The organism is Salinimicrobium flavum, from assembly GCF_042684505.1.
GTDB classification, from domain to species: domain Bacteria; phylum Bacteroidota; class Bacteroidia; order Flavobacteriales; family Flavobacteriaceae; genus Salinimicrobium; species Salinimicrobium flavum.
On sequence record NZ_JBHULT010000012.1, the window covers coordinates 20,948 to 47,672 of the forward strand.

28 protein-coding genes are annotated in these 26,725 nt (G+C 42.1%); 20 read left to right on the plus strand and 8 right to left on the minus strand.

Annotated features, from left to right (window positions below; genetic code table 11):
- Positions 1 to 2: 2 nt before the first annotated feature.
- The 8 genes from ACFSTG_RS13750 to ACFSTG_RS13785 all read left to right on the plus strand — a co-directional run bounded on the left by ACFSTG_RS13750 (position 3) and on the right by ACFSTG_RS13785 (position 5,471).
- Entirely contained in the window at positions 3 to 1,571 is a 1,569-nt protein-coding gene (locus ACFSTG_RS13750) for a GMC oxidoreductase (protein WP_380754181.1), read from the plus strand.
- 98 nt (positions 1,572 to 1,669) lie between these two features.
- Positions 1,670 to 2,314, plus strand: coding sequence for a DsbA family oxidoreductase (locus ACFSTG_RS13755; RefSeq protein ID WP_380754184.1), 645 nt, complete (start codon positions 1,670 to 1,672; stop codon positions 2,312 to 2,314).
- 114 nt (positions 2,315 to 2,428) lie between these two features.
- Positions 2,429 to 2,818, plus strand: coding sequence for a DUF302 domain-containing protein (locus ACFSTG_RS13760; protein WP_380754189.1), 390 nt, complete (start codon positions 2,429 to 2,431; stop codon positions 2,816 to 2,818).
- 145 nt (positions 2,819 to 2,963) lie between these two features.
- Positions 2,964 to 3,248, plus strand: coding sequence for a rhodanese-like domain-containing protein (locus ACFSTG_RS13765; protein ID WP_380754194.1), 285 nt, complete (start codon positions 2,964 to 2,966; stop codon positions 3,246 to 3,248).
- Between the two features lie 3 nt (positions 3,249 to 3,251).
- Positions 3,252 to 3,572 carry a rhodanese-like domain-containing protein gene (locus ACFSTG_RS13770; protein WP_380754200.1) on the plus strand — a complete coding sequence of 107 codons (321 nt, stop codon included), beginning with the start codon at positions 3,252 to 3,254 and terminating at the stop codon, positions 3,570 to 3,572.
- Entirely contained in the window at positions 3,569 to 3,790 is a 222-nt protein-coding gene (locus tag ACFSTG_RS13775; RefSeq protein WP_380754205.1) for a hypothetical protein, read from the plus strand. The genes ACFSTG_RS13770 and ACFSTG_RS13775 overlap by 4 nt, the downstream gene beginning before the upstream one ends.
- Positions 3,791 to 3,832: 42 nt before the next feature.
- The gene (locus ACFSTG_RS13780) at positions 3,833 to 4,285 is read left to right on the plus strand and encodes an OsmC family protein (RefSeq protein WP_380754211.1); all 453 of its coding nucleotides are present in this window, start codon (positions 3,833 to 3,835) and stop codon (positions 4,283 to 4,285) included.
- 256 nt (positions 4,286 to 4,541) lie between these two features.
- Positions 4,542 to 5,471: an alpha/beta fold hydrolase gene (locus ACFSTG_RS13785; protein ID WP_380754217.1), complete on the plus strand. Its 930-nt coding sequence runs from the start codon at positions 4,542 to 4,544 to the stop codon at positions 5,469 to 5,471.
- 16 nt (positions 5,472 to 5,487) lie between these two features.
- Here the strand turns inward: ACFSTG_RS13785 and ACFSTG_RS13790 are convergent, their stop codons facing one another.
- Positions 5,488 to 6,462, minus strand: coding sequence for a L,D-transpeptidase (locus ACFSTG_RS13790; RefSeq protein ID WP_380754222.1), 975 nt, complete (start codon positions 6,460 to 6,462; stop codon positions 5,488 to 5,490).
- A 231-nt stretch (positions 6,463 to 6,693) separates the two neighbouring features.
- Here ACFSTG_RS13790 and ACFSTG_RS13795 point away from each other — a divergent pair, with 231 nt between their 5' ends.
- Together ACFSTG_RS13795 and ACFSTG_RS13800 are read left to right on the plus strand one after the other, a co-directional pair.
- Positions 6,694 to 7,074, plus strand: a complete 381-nt coding sequence (locus tag ACFSTG_RS13795; protein ID WP_380754226.1) for a hypothetical protein — start codon at positions 6,694 to 6,696, stop codon at positions 7,072 to 7,074.
- 262 nt (positions 7,075 to 7,336) lie between these two features.
- Complete coding sequence (locus ACFSTG_RS13800) at positions 7,337 to 8,539, plus strand: DEAD/DEAH box helicase (RefSeq protein ID WP_380754229.1); 1,203 nt, start codon at positions 7,337 to 7,339, stop codon at positions 8,537 to 8,539.
- Positions 8,540 to 8,798: 259 nt separating this feature from the next.
- Here ACFSTG_RS13800 and ACFSTG_RS13805 read toward each other — a convergent pair whose 3' ends face one another.
- On the minus strand, positions 8,799 to 9,539 hold the full coding sequence (locus ACFSTG_RS13805) for an SDR family NAD(P)-dependent oxidoreductase (protein ID WP_380754232.1): 741 nt from the start codon (positions 9,537 to 9,539) through the stop codon (positions 8,799 to 8,801).
- A gap of 112 nt (positions 9,540 to 9,651) precedes the next feature.
- Between ACFSTG_RS13805 and ACFSTG_RS13810 the strand changes: the two genes are divergently transcribed.
- Positions 9,652 to 10,185, plus strand: coding sequence for a macro domain-containing protein (locus ACFSTG_RS13810; protein ID WP_380754235.1), 534 nt, complete (start codon positions 9,652 to 9,654; stop codon positions 10,183 to 10,185).
- Between the two features lie 197 nt (positions 10,186 to 10,382).
- Here ACFSTG_RS13810 and ACFSTG_RS13815 read toward each other — a convergent pair whose 3' ends face one another.
- The 4 genes from ACFSTG_RS13815 to lon form a co-directional block, all read right to left on the minus strand.
- Positions 10,383 to 11,378, minus strand: coding sequence for an NADP-dependent oxidoreductase (locus tag ACFSTG_RS13815; RefSeq protein ID WP_380754238.1), 996 nt, complete (start codon positions 11,376 to 11,378; stop codon positions 10,383 to 10,385).
- Between the two features lie 138 nt (positions 11,379 to 11,516).
- On the minus strand, positions 11,517 to 13,352 hold the full coding sequence (rpsA, locus tag ACFSTG_RS13820; RefSeq protein ID WP_380754241.1) for a 30S ribosomal protein S1: 1,836 nt from the start codon (positions 13,350 to 13,352) through the stop codon (positions 11,517 to 11,519).
- 418 nt (positions 13,353 to 13,770) lie between these two features.
- Positions 13,771 to 14,463 carry a (d)CMP kinase gene (gene cmk, locus ACFSTG_RS13825; RefSeq protein ID WP_380754244.1) on the minus strand — a complete coding sequence of 231 codons (693 nt, stop codon included), beginning with the start codon at positions 14,461 to 14,463 and terminating at the stop codon, positions 13,771 to 13,773.
- 158 nt (positions 14,464 to 14,621) lie between these two features.
- Positions 14,622 to 17,072 carry an endopeptidase La gene (gene lon / locus ACFSTG_RS13830; protein ID WP_380754247.1) on the minus strand — a complete coding sequence of 817 codons (2,451 nt, stop codon included), beginning with the start codon at positions 17,070 to 17,072 and terminating at the stop codon, positions 14,622 to 14,624.
- A gap of 217 nt (positions 17,073 to 17,289) precedes the next feature.
- On the opposite strand from lon, the gene ACFSTG_RS13835 reads away from it, so the two are divergent.
- The 4 genes from ACFSTG_RS13835 to ACFSTG_RS13850 are packed head-to-tail and all read left to right on the plus strand — an operon-like array spanning position 17,290 to position 20,229.
- A complete protein-coding gene (locus ACFSTG_RS13835) occupies positions 17,290 to 17,850 on the plus strand; it encodes an RNA polymerase sigma factor (RefSeq protein WP_380754250.1) in 561 nt (186 codons plus the stop codon).
- Entirely contained in the window at positions 17,840 to 18,397 is a 558-nt protein-coding gene (locus tag ACFSTG_RS13840) for a DUF4179 domain-containing protein (protein WP_380754253.1), read from the plus strand. Before ACFSTG_RS13835 ends, ACFSTG_RS13840 begins: the two co-directional genes overlap by 11 nt.
- Positions 18,378 to 19,469 carry a hypothetical protein gene (locus tag ACFSTG_RS13845; protein ID WP_380754256.1) on the plus strand — a complete coding sequence of 364 codons (1,092 nt, stop codon included), beginning with the start codon at positions 18,378 to 18,380 and terminating at the stop codon, positions 19,467 to 19,469. The genes ACFSTG_RS13840 and ACFSTG_RS13845 overlap by 20 nt, the downstream gene beginning before the upstream one ends.
- A 25-nt stretch (positions 19,470 to 19,494) precedes the next feature.
- Positions 19,495 to 20,229, plus strand: coding sequence for a head GIN domain-containing protein (locus tag ACFSTG_RS13850; RefSeq protein WP_380754259.1), 735 nt, complete (start codon positions 19,495 to 19,497; stop codon positions 20,227 to 20,229).
- Between the two features lie 55 nt (positions 20,230 to 20,284).
- Here the strand turns inward: ACFSTG_RS13850 and ACFSTG_RS13855 are convergent, their stop codons facing one another.
- On the minus strand, positions 20,285 to 21,613 hold the full coding sequence (locus ACFSTG_RS13855; RefSeq protein ID WP_380754262.1) for an MFS transporter: 1,329 nt from the start codon (positions 21,611 to 21,613) through the stop codon (positions 20,285 to 20,287).
- A gap of 61 nt (positions 21,614 to 21,674) precedes the next feature.
- Positions 21,675 to 22,499 carry a M48 family metallopeptidase gene (locus tag ACFSTG_RS13860; RefSeq protein WP_380754265.1) on the minus strand — a complete coding sequence of 275 codons (825 nt, stop codon included), beginning with the start codon at positions 22,497 to 22,499 and terminating at the stop codon, positions 21,675 to 21,677.
- A gap of 153 nt (positions 22,500 to 22,652) precedes the next feature.
- Between ACFSTG_RS13860 and ACFSTG_RS13865 the strand changes: the two genes are divergently transcribed.
- The 5 genes from ACFSTG_RS13865 to lpdA all read left to right on the plus strand — a co-directional run bounded on the left by ACFSTG_RS13865 (position 22,653) and on the right by lpdA (position 26,597).
- Positions 22,653 to 23,522, plus strand: coding sequence for an alpha/beta hydrolase (locus ACFSTG_RS13865; RefSeq protein WP_380754268.1), 870 nt, complete (start codon positions 22,653 to 22,655; stop codon positions 23,520 to 23,522).
- A gap of 31 nt (positions 23,523 to 23,553) precedes the next feature.
- Positions 23,554 to 24,033 carry a peptide-methionine (R)-S-oxide reductase MsrB gene (gene msrB, locus ACFSTG_RS13870; RefSeq protein ID WP_380754271.1) on the plus strand — a complete coding sequence of 160 codons (480 nt, stop codon included), beginning with the start codon at positions 23,554 to 23,556 and terminating at the stop codon, positions 24,031 to 24,033.
- Between the two features lie 73 nt (positions 24,034 to 24,106).
- On the plus strand, positions 24,107 to 24,511 hold the full coding sequence (gene msrB / locus ACFSTG_RS13875) for a peptide-methionine (R)-S-oxide reductase MsrB (RefSeq protein WP_380754274.1): 405 nt from the start codon (positions 24,107 to 24,109) through the stop codon (positions 24,509 to 24,511).
- Positions 24,512 to 24,513: 2 nt separating this feature from the next.
- Entirely contained in the window at positions 24,514 to 25,032 is a 519-nt protein-coding gene (locus ACFSTG_RS13880; protein ID WP_380754277.1) for a collagen-like protein, read from the plus strand.
- A gap of 173 nt (positions 25,033 to 25,205) precedes the next feature.
- Positions 25,206 to 26,597: a dihydrolipoyl dehydrogenase gene (gene lpdA / locus ACFSTG_RS13885; protein ID WP_380754280.1), complete on the plus strand. Its 1,392-nt coding sequence runs from the start codon at positions 25,206 to 25,208 to the stop codon at positions 26,595 to 26,597.
- Positions 26,598 to 26,725 lie beyond the last annotated feature (128 nt).

Here is a 26,725-nt window from a genome sequence, read left to right on the forward strand (position 1 = left end):
TCATGCAACAGGAATACGATTACATAATAATAGGCAGCGGCTTCGGCGGATCTGTCAGCGCTTTGAGGCTATCTGAAAAGGGCTACAGGGTTCTGGTCATCGAAAAAGGCAAATGGTTCAAGGCTGAAGATTTTCCCAAGACCAACTGGAACCTGAAAAAGTGGTTATGGGTCCCGGAACTGCGTTTCTTCGGGATCATGAAACTGAGTATCTTCAGGCATATTGCAGTGATCTCGGGTACCGGAGTTGGCGGTGGTTCACTGGTTTATGCCAATACCCTGCCTGTTCCTAAAAAAGCATTTTACACCACCGGCAGCTGGAAAGAGTTGGCCAATTGGGAAACCGAACTTAAACCGTTCTACCAACAAGCATTGAAAATGCTGGGTGCCACTCCAAACCCAAAACTTTTCGACGGAGATCTTGCCCTCAAACAAATGGCCCAAGAAATAGGCCGCGAAGAACATTTTGAAGCCCCTGATGTGGCGGTTTATTTCGGAAAGGAAAATGAAACAGTAAAAGATCCTTATTTTGATGGAAAAGGGCCAGACAGGACCGGATGCAACTTCTGCGGAGGCTGTATGACGGGTTGCCGGTACAATGCAAAGAACACTCTGGACAAGAATTACCTGTGGCTGGCACAACAGAACGGCGCAGAGATACTGGCCGAAAATGAAGTTTTTGAGGTAAAACCTTCGGGTGCCGGCTATGAAGTTAGAACAAGATCAAGCACCGCTTTCTTTCCGAAGAAAAAGAAATTCAGGGCTAAAGGAGTCATTTTTTCAGGAGGGGTTCTGGGAACAATTAAATTGCTTCTGAAACTCAAAGCAAGTTCCCTTCCGAAGTTATCAGACAAATTAGGCCATGACATCCGTACCAATAATGAAACCCTGATTAGTGTTTCAACTGCCGACAAAGAAAAAGATCTTTCAAAAGGGGTTGCCATAGGGAGTTTGTTACATACAGACGGGAACAGCCATCTAGAGATCGTTCGCTACTCGAAAGGATCGGGGTTCTGGAAACTTTTGCACCTGCCAATGGCCTCTGGGAAAAATCCTGTGAGCAGAATGCTGCACATTTCTGGTCAACTCTTTTCCTCTCCCCTTGCCTGGTTCAAAACCTATTTCATCAACAGCTGGTCAAGAAGCACAACGGTACTGCTTTTTATGCAATCTATTGACAGCACTCTTAAATTAAAAAGAAATTTCTTCGGAAGCCTTTCTACCGGACTTGGACAAGGCGAAAAACCGACCTCAGATATCCCTGAGTCAAAAGAACTGACCCGGCGGTACAGCAAGATCATCAACGGGAAAGCTACTTCCTTTGCGCTTGAAAGCCTGGCAGGAATTCCCACCACCGCTCATATTCTTGGAGGGGCTGTGATGGGTAATAATGCTTCTGAAGGGGTCATCAACAGCAGTAATGAGGTTTTTGGATACAAGAACATGTATGTTATAGACGGGGCCATGATCTCCGCGAACCCCGGGGTGAATCCAAGTCTGTCAATTACCGCCATCGCTGAAAGGGCCATGTCCCTCATTCCCGAAAAAGAGGTTGAAAAAACGTCCTTTTAGGGACTTCTATTTAAAACAAGCTGCAGATTTGGCGGTTTGGGAAAAGAGGTGCGAAGTTTGTTCTTTACCCACCACAGAATTTTAAAAACTAAAAATCAATGATCACAATAGATATATGGTCTGATGTGCGATGTCCTTTTTGTTACATAGGAAAACGCAATTTTGAAGATGCTTTGGCACAATTTGAATATCGTAAAAAGACAGAAGTTATATGGCACAGTTTTCAGCTGGATCCTAAAATAAGGACCAGACCGGGGATCTCTGCTCTCGATTATTTTGTGGAGGAGAAAAATATTTCCCGGGAACAGGCACAGGAAATGTTCCAGAATGCTCAAAAAATGGCTGTTGATGCTGGTCTTGAAATGGACCTGGAAACTTCGGTAGTGGCCAATTCCTACCGTGCCCATCTTTTGATACAGCTTGCCAAATCAAAAGGGGTAGCCAATGAGATTGAAGAAGCATTGTTTAAAGCGCATTTTTCAGAAGCAAAAAATATTGATGAAGAGAGCGTGCTTTTAGAGGTGGCTGCTTCCGCAGGAATAGAGAGTGATGAGGCTGCAGAGGCTTTGACATCAGAATCCTTAGCGTATGAGGTGAAACAGGATGAGATGCAGGCACAGAACATTGGCGTGCGTGGGGTTCCGTTCTTTGTGTTTGATAACAAATATGGTGTTTCGGGAGCACAACCTGCAGAAACATTCCTCGAGGTACTGAACAAGACCTGGCAGGAAAGCGGTAAATAGTTAAATGACAATTTTTCCTTAAAAAACCGGGTTTGTAACGCAGGTTACTGTGAAAGATTTCCTTTTACCTCATTTTTGTAGTATCTTAATAATCAAACTAAAATATCAATAAAAATGAGCTATTATTTCACCAAAACAGTAGATGACAATTTTGACCAGGCTATAGAAAAGGTTACCGAAGAATTGAAAAAAGAAGGCTTTGGAATTCTTACCGAGATCGATGTAAAGGAGACTTTTAAAAAGAAACTGGATATTGATTTCAGGAAGTACAGGATTTTGGGAGCATGCAATCCGCAGATGGCGCATAAGGCCATAGAGACTGAAAGTAAAATAGGAACTATGCTGCCGTGTAACGTGATCGTACAGGAACTGGAGAACGGGAAGGTTGAAGTATCTGCCGTGGATCCGGTGGCCTCCATGCAGTCTGTGCAAAATAATGAATTAGGAGTAGTGGCAACAGAGGTGCGGCAAAAACTCAAAAAAGTAATAGAGAATCTTAATTGATCCTTTTGAATCAAACTCTGCCAGGATCCGGAAGTTTACATAAGCTTCCGGATTTTTTTATGGAAACTCATCCTGTGTAACAAAAGTAACTGTACTGAAGGTAGTTCGGGTTTATTTTTGTATTCGAATAATGAAAAATGAAAGAATGAATTTAGAACAGATAATGAAAGAAAAAAAAGGAACTATCGTAGATGTGCGCACCCATGGAGAATTCAGCGGAGGCCACGTGGCAGGTTCCATTAATATCCCTCTGAATGAAGTTCCTGCGAGAATGGATGAGATCAAGGGAATGCAAACCCCGTTGATCCTTTGCTGTGCTTCAGGAATGAGGAGCGCCCAGGCAGAGAATTATCTCAACCGGCAGGGTATTGAATCGGTGAACGGCGGTTCCTGGCTTGAAATTAATTATTATCAATCTCAATTGACATAAAATATGTTTGAAAGTATTAAAAGATTATTCGGAATAGGTGGTCCAAAAGCTGATTTTCCTGAAATGGTGAACAATGGTGCTATAATCATTGATGTGAGGACCAAATCTGAATTTATGGGAGGTCATATCAAAGGATCCAAAAATATCCCGGTGAATAGTCTTCGAAGTAATCTCACCAAATTCAGGGATAAGGATAAACCCATTATTACCTGTTGTGCATCAGGAATGAGGAGCGCCTCAGCAAAAAACCTATTGGAATCTCATGGGTATACCAGCGTTTACAACGCCGGATCCTGGAGAAGCCTGCAAAATAAACTTTCATGATCTGGAAAAGACTTTTTACCGGCTGGACGTACGTCAGGATCGCCTACCTGGTAATTGGACTCCTGGTGATAGGCCAGTCAATTGCCGAGGAGCAATGGCTTGGGTTAGCCTTGGGAGGCTATATTAGCTTTATGGGGCTTTTTGCCTTCGGCTGTGCCGCTGGAAGCTGTTTTGATGGCAGTTGCAGTGTAGAACCTGACAATAATCATAAAAAATGAGGATAATAAAGCTTTTATTGTCCGGTACATTAAACTAAACTGATGGAAGCACATTACTACCACGTAGACCTTGAATGGATAACAGACCGAAAAGGGAAAATTTCCTCTACTGTACTTGATACAACTATCGAAGTGGCTACCCCGCCTGAATTCCCTAAAGGAATGCCCGGCCTCTGGTCGCCCGAACATCTTTTCACTGCAGCAGTGAACAGTTGTTTTATGACCACTTTTTTGGCTATTGCTGAAAATTCCAACCTGGATTTTAAAAGCATAACTGTTCCTGCAAAAGGAAAATTAGACAAGATTGATGGAAAATTTGCCATGTCTGAAGTTGTTCTGGAACCGGTTTTGACCATCCTGAATGAAGAAGACCGGGAGAAAGCTGAAAAGATACTGCACAAAGTAGAAAGAGCCTGCCTTATCACCAATTCCTTAAAAACTGAAGTCTTTCTAAAGCCTTCAATTCTATTGGAAGAAAGTATGGCAGAACTCTAAATACCGTACCCCCTACACCTCTGATCCCGCCAGGAACTTTTCTTATGCGGGATCTTTTTTTTGAGAATATCAGGCTGATAAGGACCTCTGAAGGTATTTTTTAGCCGGAGAAAATTATTTTAAATAAAAAAGTTTAGAATATTCTGTAACAAAAGCATATCCTTCAAGTCTTTGTAATAGGAATTTGTTTGAGAACCGAAATTTCCCCGGCACTTGTCGGGGTATTTCGGTAATCATTACCACTATGAACAGACCAATGAAGAATCTATACCTTTTTGCAGCTCTTATTCTCTGCGGATTTTTCGCACAGGCAGGAGAAAGAATCTTCACCACTTCAGATGGTGTTGATCTATATGTTAAAGTTGAAGGACAGGGAACTCCCCTTCTCTACCTTCATGGCGGGCCGGGCTCAGGGAGCCACTGGTTCGAAGAATACATGGGAGAATTTATGGAGCAGTATTTCACAGTGGTCTATCTGGACCAGCGAGGGGTGGGACGTTCATCCAACTCCAGGGATGGAAATTATTCTATGGACCGTATGGCTCTGGATTTTGAAGAATTAAGAAACGAGTTGGGATTTGATAACTGGCTTACCCTTGGTCATTCTTTTGGAGGAATCCTGCAGATGGGATATGCAGAGCGCTACCCGGAAGCAATCAAAGGTATGTTGATGATCAATTGTACTCTTGATATCATTCAAACCGCTTGTGAGAGCTGGGTCCCTAAGGCTGCAGAATTCCTGGGAGAAGAATATTCATGTGAGGGAGATAGTGTTTCACCAAGGGAGCGTATGATGGAGTATGGCGGCAGGTTAAGGGAAAAAGGACTTTTCTGGAATATGGGATATGCATATAAAGAAAATTATGAGAAACTGGAGAGTACCTATAATGCCATTCCTGATTTCAAATTTGAGTTTGGAAATGCGGTTATGAACTCAGACGAATATTTTTATAACTACAAACCCCTGGCTTCAAAAATGACTATGCCGGTACTGTTTTATTACGGTTCTGAAGATTGGATGATAGGTCCCCGACATCATGAAGATCTGGAATTTCCAAAACTAATGAAATGGGAAAGTCAGGTGGGACATATGCCATTTCTGGAAAGTAAAGAAGATCTTGAGAAGGCAATCCTGATGTTCTCCGGAAAATATGGTTTTACCCATGAACTCCGAAGTTCAAAATAAGTATCGAAATCTCAATCTACCGGAAGGTATCTATACCATCAACGGGAACAGCAATATGCACTCCCTGCAAATCCTGGGGCTTCGGAAAATTCCTTTTGTCCTTAAAGTAATTGTTGACATAAGATCGCAGGGTATCCATTTCTGCACCGCTAAGGTTATTGTGTTCAGAATTTTCAGCAAGTTTCAACCAAGGTAACTTACCTTCATAATCAAATTCCCCGAATACCATAAAGGGGGTACCATTTCTTTCCACAACCTGCCCTTTTCTGTCAAGCTGCCATTGTTCTGCCCAGTCGTAGATAAAGCGTGCATCCTCCTGAAACAGTCTTACACAGGCATGGCTCGCGGGAAATCCCGGCATCCCATACTCATGCACACCCACCCCATAAAAATTCATGAAATTGAAGTAATAGGGCATTATCCAATCCGAATCCACTGTACTTATCTTTCTTTTAGCTTTGTAATTCCCATAATGCAACCCATTGGGAGTAGGGGTGGACATCTTTCCGGTACTCACGGGACCCCATCTTACCAGCTGGCTTCTCTCATAAAGAGCAAAACCCTGAATACGTTGTGAAATCAAAACTGTTTTAGGAATTGAATCAAAGATTTTCATTTCATATGGAAAGGGGGAATAATCGAGTAAATTAGGTGTCAGGGTATCTGGGATCACCACTTTTTTGCCGATTTTTAGCCGCCACAGATCAATTCTATTGATCGCTGCTATAGTTGCCTGCTCCTGCTTTGCAAGTTTTAGTTTTAAACTATCTACTATTCGAGGGCTGTGAAGGCTATCAACCTGGTAACAAATGACCGGCCGAACTTCCTTTACAGGTGGAAGGTAGACTACGCTGTCCTTAACATTTTTTTCAAAAGACGTTCTGACATGATCTGATTGAGCGGAGTTTTGCTCGCAACCATAGATCATAAATGCGAGGCCAATAAGGATTGTAGTCGCCTTGAAACCTCTGTAAATCAGGTCTTTTTTCACGGATATATCTTTAATTCAGTTAATCAAATTATATACCGAAATATTGGAACTTTTGCACTTACCGCTAGTTAAGGAACCGCCAAAGCTTTAATAAATATTAGCTAAGAATTAACCAGAAATTTCGGCATAAATCCTTTCCCCAGGGTGTAAATATGTTTTTAAAGTTTAGCTCTTCAAACATGGCTAATTAACGAGAAATTAATACCTTGCCTGCATAGAAACCGATATGCTATGAGATCTATCTTTTTCGTTTTATTCCTGTTACTGAGTTCCGGGGTTTTCGCGCAACATAATTCTGTAAAGTTTGCAGATGCGGGCATCACCTTTACCGGAGACAAAAGCACCTTAAGTAGTAACAAGCAAATCATTGAATTTACGGGGAATGTACATTTCACAACAGATATTGTGGAGATTGAGAAAGCAGATAAGATCGTTTACGACCGTAAAACCAAAACCTTCACCATAAGTGGTTTCAAGGAGTTAAATATCCACGGAAAGAAAAGAATGGCTGAAGACCTGGGAACTACTACGCTCAAAATTGACCTTGGTGACAGCGTTGCTTATCTCATTGCAGAGGAAAAAGCCTGTCCTGAAGGAGACGGTAGCTGTTAATTCCTTCCGGGTAACGCATCTTAAGTCAATAATTCCTATTTACCACCCGGTATCCTCGTTTTCCAGAAATTAAATCACCTTATCTACCTGCACCTTTTACGGCCTGATTATTGTCTACAATCATCATGAAGATAAAAAGCTTATCTTTGTCACCTTCTTTACACAAAAACACGGCAGGTTGTAAGCCGGTTTAGAATGAAAATCCATCCGCTGATTCAGAAAATGCAACGTCTTTTCCAGCATTTCACAGATACAATATTTAATGTCATTTAAAAATTTAAATTTAATACCATCAATCCTTAAGGCTCTAGACGCACAGGGATACACTACTCCTACCCCCATTCAAAAACAAGCGATTCCTGTAGTCCTTGAAAAAAGGGATCTTTTAGGCGTGGCCCAGACAGGGACAGGAAAAACGGCAGCCTTTGGAATTCCAATCCTCCAGCTTCTTGACGGAAAAAAACATTCAGGGAAAGGGGTGAAAGCCCTGATCCTTACTCCCACCAGGGAACTGGCTATACAAATAGATGAAAGTCTTGCTGCCTACGGAAAATATATTAACCTTACCCACTCTGTAATATTCGGAGGGGTGTCACAGGTGAACCAGGTTCAAAAACTTAAAAGAGGGGTTGATATCCTGGTAGCTACTCCCGGAAGACTACTCGATTTAATGAACCAGGGACATGTCGATCTTCGCACGCTGGAGATATTCGTCCTGGACGAAGCTGACCGGATGCTGGATATGGGATTCATCCATGACGTGAAAAAGGTGATCAAAAGTATTCCTGAAAAAAGGCAGACTCTATTCTTTTCGGCCACTATGCCTGAAGAGATCCAGGGCCTTGCCAATATGATGTTGAAGAATCCGGTGAAGATCGAAGTTACCCCGCCATCATCTACTGTTGATAAGATTGAGCAACGGGTATATTTTACCAATAAACCGGATAAGCGGAAGCTTTTGCTTCACTTGCTTGAAACGAACGGAATTGAGAACGCCCTGGTATTTACCCGCACAAAACACGGGGCAGATAAGGTGGCCAGGTTCCTTGACAAGGCCAGGATCAGTTCTGCAGCAATTCATGGCAACAAGAGCCAGAACGCAAGACAAAATGCTCTTAAGAACTTTAAGAATGGAAATCTGAACGTACTGGTAGCAACAGATATCGCTGCCCGCGGAATTGATATTGATGAACTTACACATGTTTTCAATTTCGATCTTCCAAACGTACCTGAAACCTACGTACACCGAATTGGCCGGACAGGACGTGCCGGAAATGACGGTATAGCCATCTCATTTTGTGCCGCTGAAGAACGTAAGGAACTTAAGGACATAGAAAAACTTGCAGCCATTAAGATCCCGGTGATAGAAGGACATCCTTTTCCAATGGACCTTAATGCAGCCCCTGTTGCCGCTGCCCCTGCGCAAAACCGTAACCGAAACAACAGGCAGGGAAGAAGACGCTAAAATGTCATTTTTAAACCTGTTTTAAGAATACTTATCTGAAATATGAAAGAGCCTTTTCGCGTGGAAAAGGCTCTTTCCGTTTGAGATAGATACAAAACCGCCGCGCTTCAGGAACCCAAACTTCTCAATTTTAGAAGGAGTAATTTAATCTTAGCTTTCTATCCTGCTTCTAATATTCGTACTTCTAAACTCCTTTCCCGAAGAGATTCCCTTCATGGACAGGAATGACAGTTCATGATCTGGTACTGAACTTCCAGGATTAGTTAGCCAAATAACCCCCATCAATGGGATAATAAGCCCCTGTTGCAAAGGAAGCTTTATCACTGCCAAGCCACAGGATGATTTCGGCTACTTCCTCACTTTTCCCAAACCGGCCAATAGGATGCATGGAAATTAATTTTTGTTTAAGTTCGTCATCAAGTCGATCAAGAAGTGGAGTATCTATAAAGGCAGGCCCCACTGCATTAATCCGGATATTTTCTGAAGAATATTCCAAAGCAGCAGTTTTGGTGATCCCCAAAGCCCCGTGTTTGGCTGCAACATAAGCAGCAGACCCCAAGAAGCCAACACTCCCCAGGATGGAAGAGATGTTCACAATGCTGCCGGCCCCATTCTTTTTCATAGCTGCGATCTGGTATTTCATTCCATAGAAAAGACTATCAAGGTTTACAGAGATTACCTTATGCCAACCTTCAAGACTCATATCGGCGATTTTGTTGCCCTCGCCTCCTATTCCAGCATTGTTCACCGCGACATCCAGTTTTCCATAGGTCTTAACGGCAAAATTGACAAGGGCCTCATTTTCTTCAGCTACAGAGACATCGGCCATGAAAAAAGATGCCTTTCCACCGGCAGCCACTATTTGCTGAACCACCTTCTTTCCTTTCTCTTCCTGAATATCTGAAACCACCACACTGGCACCTTCTCTCGCGAAAAGAACTGCTGTAGCTTCGCCAATTCCTGAAGCACCTCCGGTTACTATAACTACTTTATTTTTCATTTGGTAGTAGTTTGATTAGTCCATGAAAATAAGATCTCAGGCTGTTTTATAGAATGATTTTTATCAGCTCCAGGAAATCCTTAATTTTAAAGAAGATCCAAAAAAATAGGCTATGGAAAAGGAATTTTCAGGAGTAACCCTCGAGTGCAGACAGGGAGACATTGTAAACCAGAAAGATTGTGAGGCGGTGGTCAATGCTGCCAATGCACAACTAGAGACCGGAGGAGGAGTCGCAGGGGCTATACATCGGGCTGCCGGACCCGGCCTCGCTAAAGAAGCCAGCACCATGGCTCCTATAAAACCCGGAGAGGCAGTGATCACTACCGGCCATAATCTTCCCAACGAATATGTCATTCATTGCCTGGGTCCCGTGTATGGAAGAGATAAACCTGAAGATGAACTGCTGGCAAGATGTTATAGAAACTCCCTGAAACTGGCAGAAGAAAATGGTATAACCTCGATCGCATTTCCGGCAATTTCCACCGGGGTCTTTGGCTATCCGATGGAAGAGGCTGCCAAAGTGGCCTTTGCGACAATTATAAAACAGGCCACGACGCTAAAACATTTAAAAAAGATAAGGTTTGTTCTTCATAGCAGTAAGGATCTGGAGGTGCATGAAAAGATCCTCACAGAAATGCGGGAATAGAATGACTCATTCAACCTACGGAAGATCTAAGGTTAATAATGTGATTAGAGATCCATCTGGGATTCGGTGATTTCAAAGATTTAGCCCAAAAGAAGGGTGAATTCAATAAACCAAATCTTTATGAGATAACAAGCATAATGGTTGAAAAAAATTAAATGATTTATATTAAATAAACCCCTTGTATGAGGTGAAAGAAACTAAACCTTTACCACCATCTTACCCATATTCTTCCCTTCAAATAATCCAATGAAGGCCTCCGGAAGTTTTTCAAATCCTTCGACTATGGTTTCATCATAGGTGAGTTCGCCTTCTTTAAGCCAGGCTCCCAACTGTCTCAATGCCGGTCCAAAATCTTTTACGTGGTCCCGTACCAAAAATCCCTGCATCAAAGCGGTCTTTTTAATAAGGATACCTTCAGGACGTGGGCCTACAGGTATTTCGGTTTCATTGTAAAGCGAGATAGCTCCACAATTAATGATCCTAGCATCTTTATTGATATTAGCCAGCACGGCATCAAGGATCTCCCCTCCTACATTGTCAAAGTAAACATCGACCCCGTCTGAACAAGCTTCTGCAATGGCTTTTTTAAGATCCTTCGCAGTATTATAATTTATCCCCTTCTCAAATCCGAATTCCTCTTCAATATGTCTTACTTTCTCATCGCTGCCGGCTATACCCACAACCATACATCCTTTTATCTTTCCAATTTGTCCAACAACACTTCCTACCGCACCCGCTGCACCGGAGACTACTAATGTGTCTCCGGCCCGCAGTTTACCTATCTTGTCGAGACCCAGGTAAGCTGTGAGACCGGTGAGGCCCAGTACTCCTAAAAAGGCTGGTAAAGGAGCTAAATCTGTGTCCACTTTGTTCAGGCCGTTCCCTCTTGAGGTTTGCAGCTCCTTCCACTGGAGCATTCCCGTAACATGATCGCCTTTTTGGAAATTCGTATTCCTGGATTCCACAACCTCTGCCACTACCATGGATTCCATTGGATGGTTGAGTTTAAAGGGTTCAATATAGGATTCTTCATCCCTCATCCTTCCGCGCAGGTATGGATCTACTGAAATATAACGTGCCGCAAGGAGCACCTCGCCTTCTCCGGGAGAGGGAGTTTCTTCGGAAATTAATTCAAAATCAGAGATGGTAGGTTTTCCCGCAGGGCGGTTCTTGAAAAGTACAGTTTTACTCATTTTTAGAAGGTTTTTATGAATTTACATTATCCTCAGAACACTTCCAAACTGTTGACGCCAATTTAAACTTAAATATTGGGTACAAAAAAACCTCCCTAGTTGCCTAAGGAGGTTTTCAATAATTAAAAATAAACGGGATTATTTCTTCCCTTCCATTTTGTCTTTCAATGCCTGAAGTTCTGAGTTAACATCACCCATAGTGGTGTTGTTCTGAGCTTGTTGTGTAGCGGCTTTTTTCTGAGCCTGCTTTACAATTTGTTGCTCCTCTTCCTTGTGAATAGCAGTATGTGATGCTACCACTCTCTTGAATTCTTTATTGAATTCAATGATCTGGAATTCTGCAGTTTCTCCTTGCTTCAGTTTGCTTCCGTCTTCTTTTTCAAGGTGACGTTGCGGAACGAATGCAGTGATATCTTCATTAAAGTCAACAGTCGCACCTTTGTCAACGATCTCTGTAATTGCAGCTGTGTGAGTAGTTCCTACAGCGAATTCAGTTTCGTATTTATCCCATGGGTTAGACTCGGTTTGCTTGTGACCCAGGCTTAATTTACGTCCTTCTACATCAAGCTCAAGAACTACAACGTCAAGTTTGTCACCTACGTTAGTAAATTCTGATGGATGCTTGATCTTTTTGGTCCATGAAAGGTCTGAGATATAGATAAGTCCGTCGATTCCTTCTTCAAGTTCTACGAAAACTCCGAAGTTAGTAAAGTTACGAACGATACCTGTGTGTCTTGAACCTACAGGATATTTAGAAGTGATATCAGTCCATGGGTCTGGAGTCAATTGCTTGATACCAAGAGACATTTTTCTGTCTTCACGGTCTAAGGTAAGGATCTGTGCCTCTACCTCATCTCCAACGTTCACGAAGTCCTGAGCTGAGCGCAGGTGAGTACTCCATGACATTTCAGAAACGTGGATAAGACCTTCAACACCTTCAGCAACTTCGATAAATGCACCGTAATCTGCGATCACAACTACCTTACCTTTTACTTTGTCACCAATTTTAAGGTTCTCGTCAAGAGCTTCCCATGGGTGTTTGCTAAGCTGCTTAAGACCAAGCTGAATTCTTGTTTTAGCCTCATCAAAGTCAAGGATAACAACATTCAGTTTTTGATCAAGCTCAACGATCTCATTCGGGTGGTTGATACGAGACCATGAAAGGTCTGTAATATGGATAAGTCCATCAACACCTCCAAGGTCAACGAATACTCCGTAAGAAGTGATGTTCTTAACAGTACCTTCAAGTACCTGACCTTTTTCAAGCTGCCCGATAATTTCTTTTTTCTGCTCTTCGATATCGGCTTCGATAAGCGCTTTGTGAGAAACAACAACGTTCTTGAACTCGTGGTTGATCTTTACCACTTTGAATTCCATTGTTTTTCCAACATATGCATCGTAATCCCTGATTGGTTTCACATCGATCTGTGATCCCGGAAGGAAAGCTTCAATTCCAAATACATCTACGATCATACCACCTTTGGTACGACATTTAACGTAACCATTAACGATAAGACCTTCATCATGAGACTTGTTCACACGGTCCCATGCCATAATAACACGAGCCTTACGGTGAGAAAGGATCAATTGGCCAGTAGCATCTTCACGAACATCGATCAATACCTCAACTTCATCTCCTACTTTAAGATCTGGGTTGTAACGGAACTCGTTAAGAGAAATTACACCTTCACTCTTCGCATTGATGTCGATGATCGCATCACGATCTGTAATGTTAATTACAGTTCCTTTTGTTACTTCGTCATCTAAAGTGTCAACGAAATTTGCGGCTACAAGCTTCTCGAATTCTTCCAGCTTCTGGTCGTCGATAGGATCAATTCCTTCTTCGTAGTTGTGCCAGTTGAATTCTTTTAAGAATTGCTCAGGGTTTTGCTGTTGTGCAGCAGTCTCAGGTTGAGATGCAGTATCCATACCGGCTACTTCCTGAACTTCTTGGTTTTTGTTTTCTTCAGCCATTGCTGATAATTAATTTGTATCCTGTATTCCTTCGGAAGAAATGCTGCAATAAAAGAACACAGAAGTGTTTATAAATTTGATTTTCAACCCTTTTACTCTTCCAACCTATTGCTAAAAGGAGTGCAAAAATACAATTATTTTATTCAATTGTCAATAATCATTGAACAATTATCAGGAGGAATTTGTGATGGGGAACTTGAGGACGAGGAGAATGGGAGACGTTAGTTGGTAGACTTTAGAGAAGGTATATGATATCTTGTATAACTATTATCTTCAAATTTTTTAAATCTTCAAACTGTTTTGAAATTGAAGGTTGGGCCCTTGAAGATTTTTCTCAAGAAGAAGGAGATTGCTTCAGTCGCCGATTGGCTCCTTCGCAAAGACGTTCAAAAACTGAAAAATTGATCATTGGTATTTGTTAATTGGTAATTGTAGCCCTGTAAAGGTCCATGATCCTTTCGAATTGCCCGGTTAAAGTGAGATGGGAGTTGTCTATTTCTTTTGCATCTTTGGCTTTAATCAAAGGGGAGTCTTTTCTTGTGGTGTCTAAAAGGTCTCTTTCCTGAACATTTTCCAGTACCTCTTTATAGGTAACATCTTCTCCTCTTTCTGAAAGTTCTTTGAATCTTCTTTGAGCCCGTTCTTCTGCCGAAGCAGTCATAAAGATCTTCAGTTCGGCATCAGGGAAAACCACCGTTCCTATATCGCGACCATCCATCACGATCCCTTTTTCCTTCCCCATTTCCTGCTGCTGGGCGACCAGCATCTCCCTCACCTCAGGTACTGCCGCAACCTTACTTACGTATTGGGATACTTCCATTTGCCGTATCTCTTTTTCAATATTTTCATCATTAAGATACATCTCACCAAAACCTACTTCCGGATTAAAGATGAATTTTAACTTCACAGCAGGAAGATCGGCGACAAGGGCTTTTTTATCGAAATCCTGTTCAGAAATAAAATTTTTCCGAAGAGCGTATAATGTTACCGCCCTATACATGGCCCCTGTATCTACATACACATACCCAAGTTCTTTGGCGAGTTGTTTGGCAACCGTACTTTTTCCGGTAGAGGAGAATCCGTCTATAGCAATGGTGATCTTTTTATTCATAAGGTTTTGTATGGGCTAGAAGCCGTAAGACTTCAGGTGCTGTTCAGCGATATAAATCCGGCTTTAGATGCAAAAATAGGAAAATAGGAAGCTTCTGAAAGAAATATGGAAAACAAAAAACTCCGGGGTTTCCCCGGAGTTTTAAAATTATTTTTCTTCTATAACTTCTTCGGGTTTTTCACCTTTTCCTTAAGAATAGCGAGCTCGATCACCTCCTTCATTTCCTTCACGTAATGAAAGGTAAGCCCTTTGAGATATTCCTCCTTGATCTCCTCTATATCTTTCTTGTTCTCCTCACAAAGAATGATCTCTTTGATGTGAGCTCTTTTCGCTGCAAGGATCTTTTCCTTGATCCCTCCCACCGGAAGTACTTTTCCTCTAAGGGTGATCTCCCCGGTCATTGCGATACTTTTCTTCACTTTCCGCTGTGTAAACAAGGAAACGAGCGAGGTAAGCATTGTGATCCCGGCGCTTGGTCCGTCCTTTGGAGTTGCTCCTTCAGGAACGTGGATGTGAACATTATATTTATCAATGATCTCAGGATCTATTCCTAAAAACTCTGCATTCCCTTTAATATATTCCAGGGCGATAGTAGCCGATTCCTTCATTACTTTTCCAAGGTTACCCGTAATATTGAGTGTACCCTTTCCTTTTGAAAGTATTGATTCAATAAAGAGGATGTCTCCTCCTACCTGTGTCCAGGCCAACCCAGTCACTACCCCGGCAGTTTCATTGTCTTCATACTTATCCCGCTCCATTTTAGGCCTTCCCAAAACCTCAAGGACATCAGCTTCGCTGATCTTTATGTTATATTCCTCTTCCATGGCAATATTCTTGGCGGCATACCGTACCATTTTAGCCAGTTGCTTCTCAAGTCCACGCACTCCAGATTCACGGGTGTACCCTTCCACGATCTTTTCCAGGAGCTTTTTACTGATCTTCAGATTCTCTTTGGTAAGGCCGTGTTCTTCCAGTTGCTTCGGAAGCAAATGTTGTTTTGCTATCTCCACCTTTTCCTCAATGGTATAACCGGTTACGTTGATCACCTCCATACGGTCCCGAAGAGCCGGTTGAATGGTAGAAAGGTTGTTGGCAGTGGCTACGAACATTACCTTTGAAAGGTCGAAGGGCATTTCCAGGAAGTTGTCATGGAATTCACTGTTCTGTTCGGGATCCAATACCTCAAGTAACGCTGAAGAAGGATCCCCGCTGTGACCAATACTAAGTTTATCTATTTCATCAAGAACAAAGACGGGATTGCTTGTCCCCGCTTTTTTAAGGGACTGGACGATACGTCCAGGCATAGCTCCTATATATGTTTTTCTATGCCCCCTTATCTCTGCTTCATCCCGTAAACCTCCCAGGGAAACCCTCACGTATTCCCTTCCGAGGGCTTCTGCGATAGATTTTCCCAGACTCGTTTTTCCCACACCCGGAGGTCCATATAGACATAAAATGGGAGACTTCATATCATTTCTTATCTTGAGAACGGCAAGGTATTCAATGATCCTTTTCTTAACGTCCTCCAGACCATAATGGTCCCGGTCAAGGATTCGTTGTGCTCTTTTGAGGTCAAATTTATCTTTGCTGAACTCATTCCATGGCAGGTCCAGAAAAAGGTCAAGATAATTTCGCTGAATGGAATATTCAGCCACCTGCGGATTCATACGCTGCATTTTCGCAAGCTCTTTCTCAAAATGCTCTTTGACATTTTCAGGCCATTTTTTCTTTTTTGCACGGGCACGCATTTCCTCAACATCTCCTTCATGTGAAACACCTCCAAGCTCTTCCTGGATGGTTTTCATTTGCTGGTGAAGAAAATATTCCCGCTGCTGCTGGCTCATGTCGCTTTGCACCTTTGACTGGATGTCATTCTTTAGCTCAAGCTTATGATACTCCATGTTCATGAATTTAAGAGTGGACAAAGCCCGATCCTTAAGATTATTGGTTTCTAATAATTTCTGTTTCTCTTCAACCGAAAGATTCATATTGGAAGAAACAAAGTTGATCAGGAAAGAAGGGCTTTCAATATTCTGAATAGCAAAAGAAGCTTCAGAAGGAATATTAGGGCTGTTCTTAATGATCTGCAAGGCAAGGTCCTTAATGGATTCTATAATGGCACTAAATTCCTCATTATCTACGGCAGGTCGTGCTTCAGGAACTTCCTTGATACGTGCTTTCATGTATGGTTTCTCCTCGATGACCTCGGTAACCTCAAAGCGTTTTTTACCCTGTATGATCACAGTGGTGTTTCCATCGGGCATTTTCAAGACCCTGAGGATTCTCGCAACTACTCCTATCTTATTGATGTCTTTTGCGGAAGGATTCTCTACTTTCTCATCTTTCTGTGAGACTACTCCAATTACCTTGCTGTCGCTATTGGCTTCATTAATAAGTTTAATGGAAGTATCACGGCCCGCTGTAATAGGAATTACTACCCCGGGAAATAAAACCGTGTTTCTTAATGGAAGTATCGGCAATACTCCAGGGAGGTCCTCTTTATTTATTTCTTCTTCATCTTCGGGGGTCATTAGTGGGATTAATTCTGCATCCTCATCTATTCCCTGAAATGACAGACTGTCAAGATTTGTAAATTTTGTTCTGCCCATATCTATTTTTAAGTCAAACTGTCACAGCAGTTATTAAATATTATATTTCTCTTATCTTTCTAACCTTAATTTTTCCTGTATTACAGAAGGTTAAGGTGCTTTACTACTGCGTTAATTCAATTGTTATGCCAACGTTCGAAATATATTTTAAAAGAAATTTTCGTGAAACTGTAACAATTTTGTCTTTCACCTATCTTTATTATAAAGCGTTGATATTTTGACACTAACCACAACACATATTGATGAGCTTTTGGAAAAATGCCGTCGCGGAGACGAGCGTGCCCAAATGAAAATTTACAAAAAATACAGCAAAGCTATGTACAATACCGCTTTACGTATCGTAAAACATTCAGCAGAAGCCGAAGATATCATGCAGGAGTGTTTTCTCAAGGCGTTTACCAAATTAGATTCGTATGAGGGCACCTCCACTTTTGGTGCATGGCTTAAGAAGATCGTGGTTAATCATAGCATAAATGCCTATAACAAAAAAATAAAGTACCAGGAGGTATCCTACAATGACCAGTTTAAAAATGCAGTTGATGATGGGATGGGGATTTCATCTGAAGAGGAAGAAGCAAACCCCAAAGTAAAAATGATCATGAGAACCCTGAACAGTTTAAAGGAAAATTACAGGGTTGCTCTTACCCTTCACCTTATAGAAGGATATGACCATGAAGAGATCTGTGAGATCATGGGCATTTCCTACGCTAACTGCAGAACAACAATATCCAGAGCTAAAGAAAGCCTGAGAAAAAAATTAAGTACCTATGAAAACTGATAATCTAAAAGATCTTTTTGATCAACTGGACTTTGATGTTGCCGAACCGCCGGTACAACACGAAGAAAGGTTTAGGGAAAAGCTACGAAACCAACCCGGAAGAAAGACGAAAAGATCTGGGGTGATCACCCTTTGGCTTCCCGTTATGGCAGTGGCAGCAAGCCTTTTTATGGCTTTCCTCCTCTTCCAGGGAGTACTGAATGACCCTTTTAGTCAAAGAACTGAATTAGCCAATGTTTCCCCGGAAATGAAGGAAACCCAGAATTTCTATGCTTCGGTCATCAAGAACGAGCTGGAGAACCTGGAGGCTCAGAAAACCCCCGAAACCGAAGCTGTTATTGCAGATGCCCTAAATCAACTGGAAATCCTTGAAAAAGATTATGAAAAACTTAAAAAGGACCTTCAAAAAAGTGGGCAGGACAAAAGGGTCATCTATGCGATGATCTCTAATTTCCAGCAAAGAATAGACCTCTTGAATACCGTCTTAGAAAAAGTAGAAACTATAAACACCCTAAAAAATTCACCCCATGAAAACAGCATTATATAAGATCCTCTTAGCACTTATCCTGGTGCCGGCACTCGCATGTGCCAATGACGGATATAAAGGAAGATACACTAAACAGAAAAAGATCAACAGGGAATTCACTGTTACGGCAAACGATCTCCTTAAGATCAACAATAGTTACGGTAACATTGATATTATTACCTGGGACCGTAACCGTATTGAGATTGAAGTGATCATTACCACCAATGGAAATGACGAAGAAAAAGTAATTGAGCGTTTGAAGAATATTGATGTACAGTTCAACCAGTCTGGCGGAGAAGTGAGTGCAAAAACCCTTTTTGAGAATTCCAACAGGTCTTTCTGGAGCAATATCTTCGGAAGCAGCAGCAATGTCAATATGGAAGTTAATTACCGTATCAAAGCACCGGTTACCAACAACATGAACCTTTCCAATGACTACGGAAGCATTAACCTGGACAAACTTACCGGGAATGCCACAATCTCCTGTGACTACGGGAAGATCATGATAGGGGAACTATTGGGCAGCAATAACAACCTGAATTTTGACTATACCCGTAACAGCACCATACATTATGTGAAGAAGGCCAGGATCAATGCAGATTATTCTGAATTTACCATTGATGAAGCGGGAACGCTTGACATCTCTGCAGATTATACCGACTCACACATCCTCAAGGTTGAGAATATTAGCTTCAACAATGATTATGGCTCGTTAAAGATTGACAAACTCAGGAACATAAAAGGCCAGGGAGATTACCTGGGAGTCCGCCTAGGTCTTGTTTATGGCTCTGCAGACCTAAATCTCGATTACGGTTCTGCTCATATCCAAAAGATCATGCCAGGGCTTAAATCATTGAATATTGACAGTGATTATACTTCCCTTAAAATTGGGTATGACAGGGAGGGTCCTTTTTCCTTTGACATAAATACTTCTTACGGAAATATAAAAGGTATGGATGGCAATGGTTTTACCATAAACAAACTTAACCAGTCAGGTAGTGATAATAAATACCAGGGGCATTACCTCAGCGGGAATTCCGGTGGCATGGTCAAAATAAACTCAAGTTTTGGCAGCGTGACGTTTACCCACTAAAATATTAATCAAAAAATCAAAAAGAATGAAAAAATTAGCGATCACTCTAAGTATAGTTGCACTTTCCTTCCAAACTGCAGATGCTCAGTGGTGGAAAGGCAGTAAGGAAATTGACGGCAACGGTAAAATGACCACTCAAACGAGGACAGTTCCAAAATATGACCAGGTGAACCTTATAGGTTCTATGGATGTGGAATTTGTAAGAGGAAAAGAGGGCAACCTGAAACTAGAAGCCGAAGAGAATTTAATGGAATATATCGTTACTGAAGTCGACGGAAATTCCTTAAAGATCACTGTAGAAAAAGGTTTCAGCCTGTCTCCCTCCCGAAATAAAGGCATCAAAGTGACGGTGCCGATTGAAACCCTTGAGGGAGTAAGTCTTACCGGGTCTGGCGATATATATTCTTCAGATGAAATAAGGGCAGAGAAATTTGAGATCAAACTTACAGGATCCGGGGACATCAGGCTGCCATTGGTGGCGAAAGATGCGAGTGCTACCATTACCGGTTCAGGAGATATTAGCCTTAGAGGAAGCGCGAGTGACTTCAACTGTAAAGTTATAGGATCTGGCGACATCAGTGCTTTTGACTTTAGGTGTGAAACCGTGGATGCTACGGTAATAGGTTCAGGAGACCTGGAGGTCTATGCTTCCGAAGCCTTAAGAGCGAAGATCCCAGGTTCGGGTGACATTCAGTATAAAGGCAACCCAAAGAACGAAGATTTCAAGACAATGGGATCAGGAGATATTACCAAAAGATAGATACCCGAAAATACAATTTTTAAAGCGGCTTAAGGATCATTTCTTAAGCCGCTTTTTATTCTGGCTCCAGATGTTTCCGCGGAACCTTCAGCAGCAAGAACACACCAATTAAAAAGAAGGCGGTAAGGAAAAGAATGGAATACCTGATACTTCCAAAAACCTGGGCCACCACTCCGTAGAGAACCATCCCTATGACGATCCCTATCTTCTCTGAAACATCATAAAAGCTGAAAAAACTTGCAGTATCTAAAGTGCCTTCGGGAATCATTTTGGAATAAGTCGACCTTGAAAGTGTTTGAATTCCTCCCATTACAAGACCCACCAGTCCCGCAGCGATGTAGAACTGAAAAGGTGTCTCTACAAAGAAAGCATAAACACAAATAAAGATCCAGATCACATTGACGATTATAAGGGTGGTAATATTTCCCAACCTGGCAGACAATCTTGAAGTTGCCATTGCTCCCGCTATGGCTACAAGCTGTATGAGCAGGATACTTATGATCAACCCGACTGTGGAATCCTTTCCTGCCCAATTCACTTCTTCAATTCCAAAATATGTCGCGATCAACATCACTGTTTGTACCGCCATACTATACACAAAGAATGCTCTTAGATATTTTTTCAACTGCGGATTATGCTGCAGGGAATTCCAGATGAGTTTCAATTCTTTAAAACCATTAAAAAGAACATCATTTGTGAGACGCTGCTTTTTGTTCCCTTTTGGAAGATAATAGTAAGTTATCTGACTGAAACCTATCCACCATACCCCCGTTAGAACAAAAGATAGCCGGGTGGGAAAACCGGCATCTTCAAAGCCAAACATTTCATAGTTCATGATCATTACAAGACACAGCACTAAAAGTACCACACTCCCTATATAACCCATAGAAAAACCTTTTGCGCTCACCTTATCCTGTTGTTCTGGAAAAGCAATATCTGGCAGGTAGGAATTGTAAAAAACCAGACTTCCCCAAAACCCTACCAAAGCGAAGAAATAGCAGGTAAGGCCAAAGATGAGATTTTCCAGGTCAAACCAGAATAAACCTATGCACGACAAGGCTCCAAGATAACAGAAGAACTTCAGGAAATTCTTTTTATTACCGACATAATCTGCGATGCCGGAAAGAAACGGACTCATGATCGCCACCAGCAAAAAAGCCGACGCCGTCACGTAACTTATTAAAGAGTCATTATTAAAATCAAACCCCAGTAGCTGAACCCGGTCACTTATGATCTCCCCACGCTCGTTCTTTACGATAGTTAATGCTCCATAGAATATGGGGAAGACCGTAGAGGCTATCACCAGACTGTAAACCGAATTTGCCCAATCATAAAAGGCCCAGGCGTTGAGTAGCTTTTTACTTCCTTTCGGGAGTTTCTTCATATAGGGGTAAAATTAAAAGAGCTGCCATTTTTGGCAGCTCCTAAAATAGTATTTTTAAAATTTATCTCCTGAAATTGGTCACACCGTATTTCTTAGCCTCAGCTCTGGCTTCTGGTGCCCATCTTTCAATATTCCTTATACGGGTATCAGAAGAGGGGTGAGTACTAAGGAATTCTGGTGGTGCACCTCCTCCGGCGTTAGCCTGCATCCTCCTCCAAAGCTCTGCAGCTTCAAGGGGCTCATATCCGGCAATAGCCATAAGGGTTAACCCAATTCGATCTGCTTCAGATTCGTGGCTTCTACTAAAGGGTAACATTACCCCTACCGTAGATCCCAGTCCATAGGCTGTATTGAAGATCTGTCGGGTTTCATCACTCTTCCCGCTTAGAGCCACATTACCGGCTACTGCACCTAATTGTTGCAGCTGGGCAGCACTCATACGTTGTGCACCATGATCTGCAAGGGCATGCGCGATCTCATGGGCCATTATGGCTGCAACCCCTGCTTCTCCTTTAGCTATAGGCATAATACCGGTATAAAAAGCGATTTTACCTCCAGGCATGGCCCAGGCGTTTACCTGATCGTCCTGAATTAAACTGAATTCCCATTCGTAACCATCAAGATATCCCTGGAAACCGTTCGCATCAAGATATCGTTTTGATGCTGTGGCGATCTTCTGTCCCACATTGTTAATCATATTGGCTTCAGAGGTCCCCTTCACCACTTTATTTTCAGATATTATCTGGTTGTACTGCTGAAAAGCTGCAGGGAAGATCTGGGAATTAGGGTAAAAGTTAAGGTTCTTCTCTCCTGTAAAAGGATTGGTTTTACAAGCCGCTACCAGGAGAAACAAACTTAATACTATGGTAATTTGTTTTAATTTCATAATAAATAGATTTTTGTTAAAGTTAAACAATCGCCTCCTGTTCCATTAAGGCTTTAAATTAGGTTTAACAAAATACCTGCCAAATTCACATTGGCATCCTTGTTTCCTTCTGTTCACCTTCTAAAATGATTACCTTGCAGCTTTCAAAAATCTATGACCCGTCAAAAAAAAGATAAGATCCCTGTACAGCGATTGTTGGTGCCAAAGTATATACTGGCTACAGGCAAAATACTCACATTTCTCTCTCCCTTTCTTGCCAGCCGGTTCGCCGCAAAACTTTTTCTGACACCTTTCCGCTACAAATTACCTGAAAGGGAACGAAAAATGGATGAAGAAAGTAAACACACAACTCTTATGGTCCCTTCCATTAACCGGGAGATCATAGTGTACGAATACGGAAATTCCCCACGAAAGATCCTACTTGCACACGGCTGGAGTGGCCGGGGCACCCAGTTGGCCGTTATGGCCGATGAGCTTTTAAAACATGGCTACAGTGTAGTTAGTTTTGATGCTCCTGCCCATGGCAGGGCCCCGGGAAAATGGAGCATGATGCCCTTCTTTATTGAAGCGATACATTTCCTTGAGGAGAAATATGGACCCTTTGAAGCGATAATTGGTCATTCCCTTGGTGGAATGGCCTCCCTTAAAGCTGTCAAAGACGGTCTGACAGTAAAAAAACTGGTGATCATTGGTACGGCCAACAGCGTTACCCATATTACCCGGGAGTTTGCCCATAATATGAAGATGAACGAAAAGGTGGCCAAACTAATGAAAAAGTATTTTGATAAAAAGTTTGGGCAGGACATGGATACCTATTCCGGAGCCGTTTCTGCTAAAGAGGTCAAGATCCCTACCCTGGTGGTCCATGATGAACATGATGTGGATGTACACGTAAGCTCTGCCCATGAGATCGTCGACAATCTAGATAAGGGGGAGCTGTTTCTCACCGAAGACCTGGGTCATCGCAGGATCCTGGGAAATAAAAAAGTGATCAAAAAGATAATTGAGTTCCTTTCGGTATAATTGTTGCATTTTTTCTTAAAAATGTAAAAGAATGAAAAATCTGCTGTTATTGCTTTTCACCCTCCTCCTGGCAGGATGTGAAGGAAATGCTCAAAAACAGGAAGATCAGTTCCCGGTTTCCAGGACAGAAGCAGAATGGAAAGAAGAACTGAGTCCACAGGAATTCCAGGTCCTGAGAAAAAAGGGAACCGAAAGAGCCTTTTCGAGTGAGCTCAACAATATAACTGAACCCGGAACCTTTGTCTGTGCTGCCTGTGGCAACGCCTTGTACAAAACAGAACATAAGTTTGAAAGTGGAACAGGTTGGCCTAGTTTTGACCGGGCCTTTGATGAAGAAAATGTAGTGTACCGGCCAGACAGGACAGGCGGTTTCCCGGCAACAGAAGTATTGTGCGCCCGTTGCGGCGGACATTTAGGACACGTGTTCAATGACGGTCCAAAACAAACCACAGGAAAAAGACATTGTTTAAATGGGATAGCCCTGGATTTTATTCCCGATAAGGAGCAATAGATCTTCTGTTTTCCCAATAAAGTTTACAAATTGTTTAAGAGAAAATCATCAGTGGTTTCTTATTTTTAGAAATATGATAAAAAAATATCCCATAGAACGATCTGAATCTGAATGGCGTGAAAACCTTTCAGAAGAACAATACCGTGTCTTGCGGCAAAAAGGTACAGAAGCACCTCATTCGGGAAAGTACAATATGCATTTCCAGGAAGGAGCGTACCATTGTGCTGCATGTAATGCCAAACTTTTTGAAAGTTACCAGAAATTTGAGAGCAACTGCGGATGGCCCAGTTTTGATGATGCCATTGAAGGTACTGTTGAATTCGTACAGGATAAGAGCCACGGCATGATACGTACAGAAATACTTTGCGCTAACTGCGGTAGCCACCTGGGTCACGTTTTTGATGACGGCCCTACAGAAACCGGGCAAAGATATTGTGTCAACTCTTCCAGTATAGAATTTGAATCCAAACCTAAATAATTATGAAAAAACTTACTTTTTTACTTGGCTTTATAATGTTTTCCTTTACCGCCTGTTCAGATGACGGGGAAATGGGCCCTCCGGGACCACAGGGACCTCCTGGAGAACCGGGAGTGAATATCCTGGGACAAACATTTGGCGATTTAACTGAACGTGATTTCACTTATGACGCGGAATTCAATTTATATGCCCATTTTCTAGAAATCCCTGGGAATGTTGAAGTTTTTGAATCTGATGCTATTTTAGCATACAGGCTAGAAGTAATAAGTGATGTCGAAACCTGGCACCTTCTCCCAAAAACTATTTTCTTTGATGATGGCAGAATGATACAGTATTCTTTTAATCACACCAGTGAAGACGTCGAAGTAGTCATAACCGGAAATTTCGATTTAGATGAACTCGAAGATGTTTACACTCAGGGGCAGTATTTTAAATTCGTGGTAGTGCCCTCTGATTTCGTTGAGGAAAGCAGCGTTGACATTTCCAATTACCAGGAGGTGATGGACGCTCTGAACCTATAATAGATCTAGAAAAAATTTTATTCTTCCTTTTTTCCAATGCGAAAAAAGGAAGTTTTTTATGTGCAGATTTTTTAAGATTTTTTCCAGTTATATCCTGACTTGAATAGGCTTTCGGTTTATAGTTAAATTCCGTAAATTCGCTGTCTTAAATTCAGTTACAAAAATTTCCCAATATGAGTAAATACGATATCATTGTTTTAGGAAGTGGCCCGGGTGGATATGTTACCGCCATCAGAGCTTCACAATTAGGTTTTAAAACCGCTGTAATAGAGAAAGAGAACCTTGGTGGGGTTTGCCTTAACTGGGGTTGTATTCCTACAAAGGCCCTTTTGAAAAGTGCACAGGTATTTGATTACCTTAATCACGCTGAAGATTACGGTTTGAAGGTAAATAAGGTTGAAAAGGATTTTGGTGCCGTGATCAAACGCAGCCGTGGAGTTGCTGACAGTATGAGCAAAGGGGTCCAGTTCCTTATGAAGAAGAATAAGATCGACGTGATCGAGGGCTTCGGAAAACTTAAAGCCGGAAAAAAGATCGATGTAAAAGGTAAAGACGGTAAGACCTCAGAATATTCTGCAGATCATATCATCATCGCTACCGGGGCTAGATCAAGAGAACTTCCTAACCTTCCGCAGGACGGAAAGAAAGTGATTGGCTATCGTGAAGCAATGAGTCTGGAAAAACAGCCTAAATCAATGATCGTGGTAGGATCTGGGGCTATTGGAGTAGAATTTGCCCACTTCTACAAGAGCATGGGAACAGAAGTGACTATTGTAGAATTCCTTCCAAACCTGGTGCCGCTCGAAGACGAGGAGGTTTCCAAACAATTTGAACGCAGCTTCAAGAAAGCCGGTATCAAAGTAATGACCAGCTCTTCTGTGGAAAGTGTGGATACTTCCGGAGATAAAGTAAAAGCGAAGGTTAAAACCAAAAAAGGAGAAGAAACTATTGAGGCAGATGTGGTGCTTTCTGCAGTTGGGATCAAGAGCAATCTTGAGAACATAGGTCTTGAAGAGCTGGGGATTAAAACTGATAAAGACAAGATCCTTGTCAACGACTGGTACCAAACCAACGTGCAGGGGATATATGCCATTGGTGATGTAGTACCTGGGCCTGCTTTAGCGCACGTGGCTTCTGCGGAAGGGATCACCTGTGTTGAAAAGATCAAGGGAATGCATGTGGAGCCAATTGACTATGGAAATATCCCGGGATGTACCTATGCTACTCCTGAAATAGCTTCAGTAGGAATGACCGAAAAACAGGCTAAAGAAGCCGGATACGAACTGAAGGTTGGGAAATTCCCGTTCTCAGCTTCCGGAAAAGCGAAAGCTGCAGGTACTCCTGACGGGTTCGTGAAGGTGATCTTTGACGCGAAATACGGGGAATGGCTGGGTTGCCACATGATTGGTGCCGGCGTGACCGATATGATCGCCGAAGCTGTTCTTGGACGAAAACTTGAAACTACAGGACACGAAGTATTGAAAGCTATCCACCCTCATCCAACCATGAGTGAGGCGGTTATGGAGGCTGTAGCTGATGCTTACGGGGAAGTAATTCATTTATAGTATTGAGTATTTAGAATTGAGTATTGAGCAATTCTAAATGTGTTTAAATATTAAAACCTCCGGAAATGTGTTTTTCGGAGGTTTTTTGTTTTAATTATCTCTACGTCATGCTGAACTTGTTTCAGCAT

What these genes read in the sequence shown, in the direction of transcription:
- ACFSTG_RS13850 (WP_380754259.1), top strand. Translation starts at nt 19,495, where the DNA reads ATGAAAAAATTAGCGATCACTCTAAGTATAGTTGCACTTTCCTTCCAA.
- ACFSTG_RS13880 (WP_380754277.1), top strand. Translation starts at nt 24,514, where the DNA reads ATGAAAAAACTTACTTTTTTACTTGGCTTTATAATGTTTTCCTTTACC.
- ACFSTG_RS13770 (WP_380754200.1), top strand. Translation starts at nt 3,252, where the DNA reads ATGTTTGAAAGTATTAAAAGATTATTCGGAATAGGTGGTCCAAAAGCT.
- ACFSTG_RS13775 (WP_380754205.1), top strand. Translation starts at nt 3,569, where the DNA reads ATGATCTGGAAAAGACTTTTTACCGGCTGGACGTACGTCAGGATCGCC.
- ACFSTG_RS13855 (WP_380754262.1), bottom strand. Translation starts at nt 21,613, where the DNA reads ATGAAGAAACTCCCGAAAGGAAGTAAAAAGCTACTCAACGCCTGGGCC.
- ACFSTG_RS13860 (WP_380754265.1), bottom strand. Translation starts at nt 22,499, where the DNA reads ATGAAATTAAAACAAATTACCATAGTATTAAGTTTGTTTCTCCTGGTA.
- ACFSTG_RS13780 (WP_380754211.1), top strand. Translation starts at nt 3,833, where the DNA reads ATGGAAGCACATTACTACCACGTAGACCTTGAATGGATAACAGACCGA.
- ACFSTG_RS13865 (WP_380754268.1), top strand. Translation starts at nt 22,653, where the DNA reads ATGACCCGTCAAAAAAAAGATAAGATCCCTGTACAGCGATTGTTGGTG.
- ACFSTG_RS13810 (WP_380754235.1), top strand. Translation starts at nt 9,652, where the DNA reads ATGGAAAAGGAATTTTCAGGAGTAACCCTCGAGTGCAGACAGGGAGAC.
- ACFSTG_RS13755 (WP_380754184.1), top strand. Translation starts at nt 1,670, where the DNA reads ATGATCACAATAGATATATGGTCTGATGTGCGATGTCCTTTTTGTTAC.
- rpsA (WP_380754241.1), bottom strand. Translation starts at nt 13,352, where the DNA reads ATGGCTGAAGAAAACAAAAACCAAGAAGTTCAGGAAGTAGCCGGTATG.
- lpdA (WP_380754280.1), top strand. Translation starts at nt 25,206, where the DNA reads ATGAGTAAATACGATATCATTGTTTTAGGAAGTGGCCCGGGTGGATAT.
- cmk (WP_380754244.1), bottom strand. Translation starts at nt 14,463, where the DNA reads ATGAATAAAAAGATCACCATTGCTATAGACGGATTCTCCTCTACCGGA.
- lon (WP_380754247.1), bottom strand. Translation starts at nt 17,072, where the DNA reads ATGGGCAGAACAAAATTTACAAATCTTGACAGTCTGTCATTTCAGGGA.
- ACFSTG_RS13805 (WP_380754232.1), bottom strand. Translation starts at nt 9,539, where the DNA reads ATGAAAAATAAAGTAGTTATAGTAACCGGAGGTGCTTCAGGAATTGGC.
- ACFSTG_RS13750 (WP_380754181.1), top strand. Translation starts at nt 3, where the DNA reads ATGCAACAGGAATACGATTACATAATAATAGGCAGCGGCTTCGGCGGA.
- msrB (WP_380754274.1), top strand. Translation starts at nt 24,107, where the DNA reads ATGATAAAAAAATATCCCATAGAACGATCTGAATCTGAATGGCGTGAA.
- ACFSTG_RS13785 (WP_380754217.1), top strand. Translation starts at nt 4,542, where the DNA reads ATGAAGAATCTATACCTTTTTGCAGCTCTTATTCTCTGCGGATTTTTC.
- ACFSTG_RS13760 (WP_380754189.1), top strand. Translation starts at nt 2,429, where the DNA reads ATGAGCTATTATTTCACCAAAACAGTAGATGACAATTTTGACCAGGCT.
- ACFSTG_RS13765 (WP_380754194.1), top strand. Translation starts at nt 2,964, where the DNA reads ATGAATTTAGAACAGATAATGAAAGAAAAAAAAGGAACTATCGTAGAT.
- ACFSTG_RS13845 (WP_380754256.1), top strand. Translation starts at nt 18,378, where the DNA reads ATGAAAACAGCATTATATAAGATCCTCTTAGCACTTATCCTGGTGCCG.
- msrB (WP_380754271.1), top strand. Translation starts at nt 23,554, where the DNA reads ATGAAAAATCTGCTGTTATTGCTTTTCACCCTCCTCCTGGCAGGATGT.
- ACFSTG_RS13840 (WP_380754253.1), top strand. Translation starts at nt 17,840, where the DNA reads ATGAAAACTGATAATCTAAAAGATCTTTTTGATCAACTGGACTTTGAT.
- ACFSTG_RS13815 (WP_380754238.1), bottom strand. Translation starts at nt 11,378, where the DNA reads ATGAGTAAAACTGTACTTTTCAAGAACCGCCCTGCGGGAAAACCTACC.
- ACFSTG_RS13800 (WP_380754229.1), top strand. Translation starts at nt 7,337, where the DNA reads ATGTCATTTAAAAATTTAAATTTAATACCATCAATCCTTAAGGCTCTA.
- ACFSTG_RS13795 (WP_380754226.1), top strand. Translation starts at nt 6,694, where the DNA reads ATGAGATCTATCTTTTTCGTTTTATTCCTGTTACTGAGTTCCGGGGTT.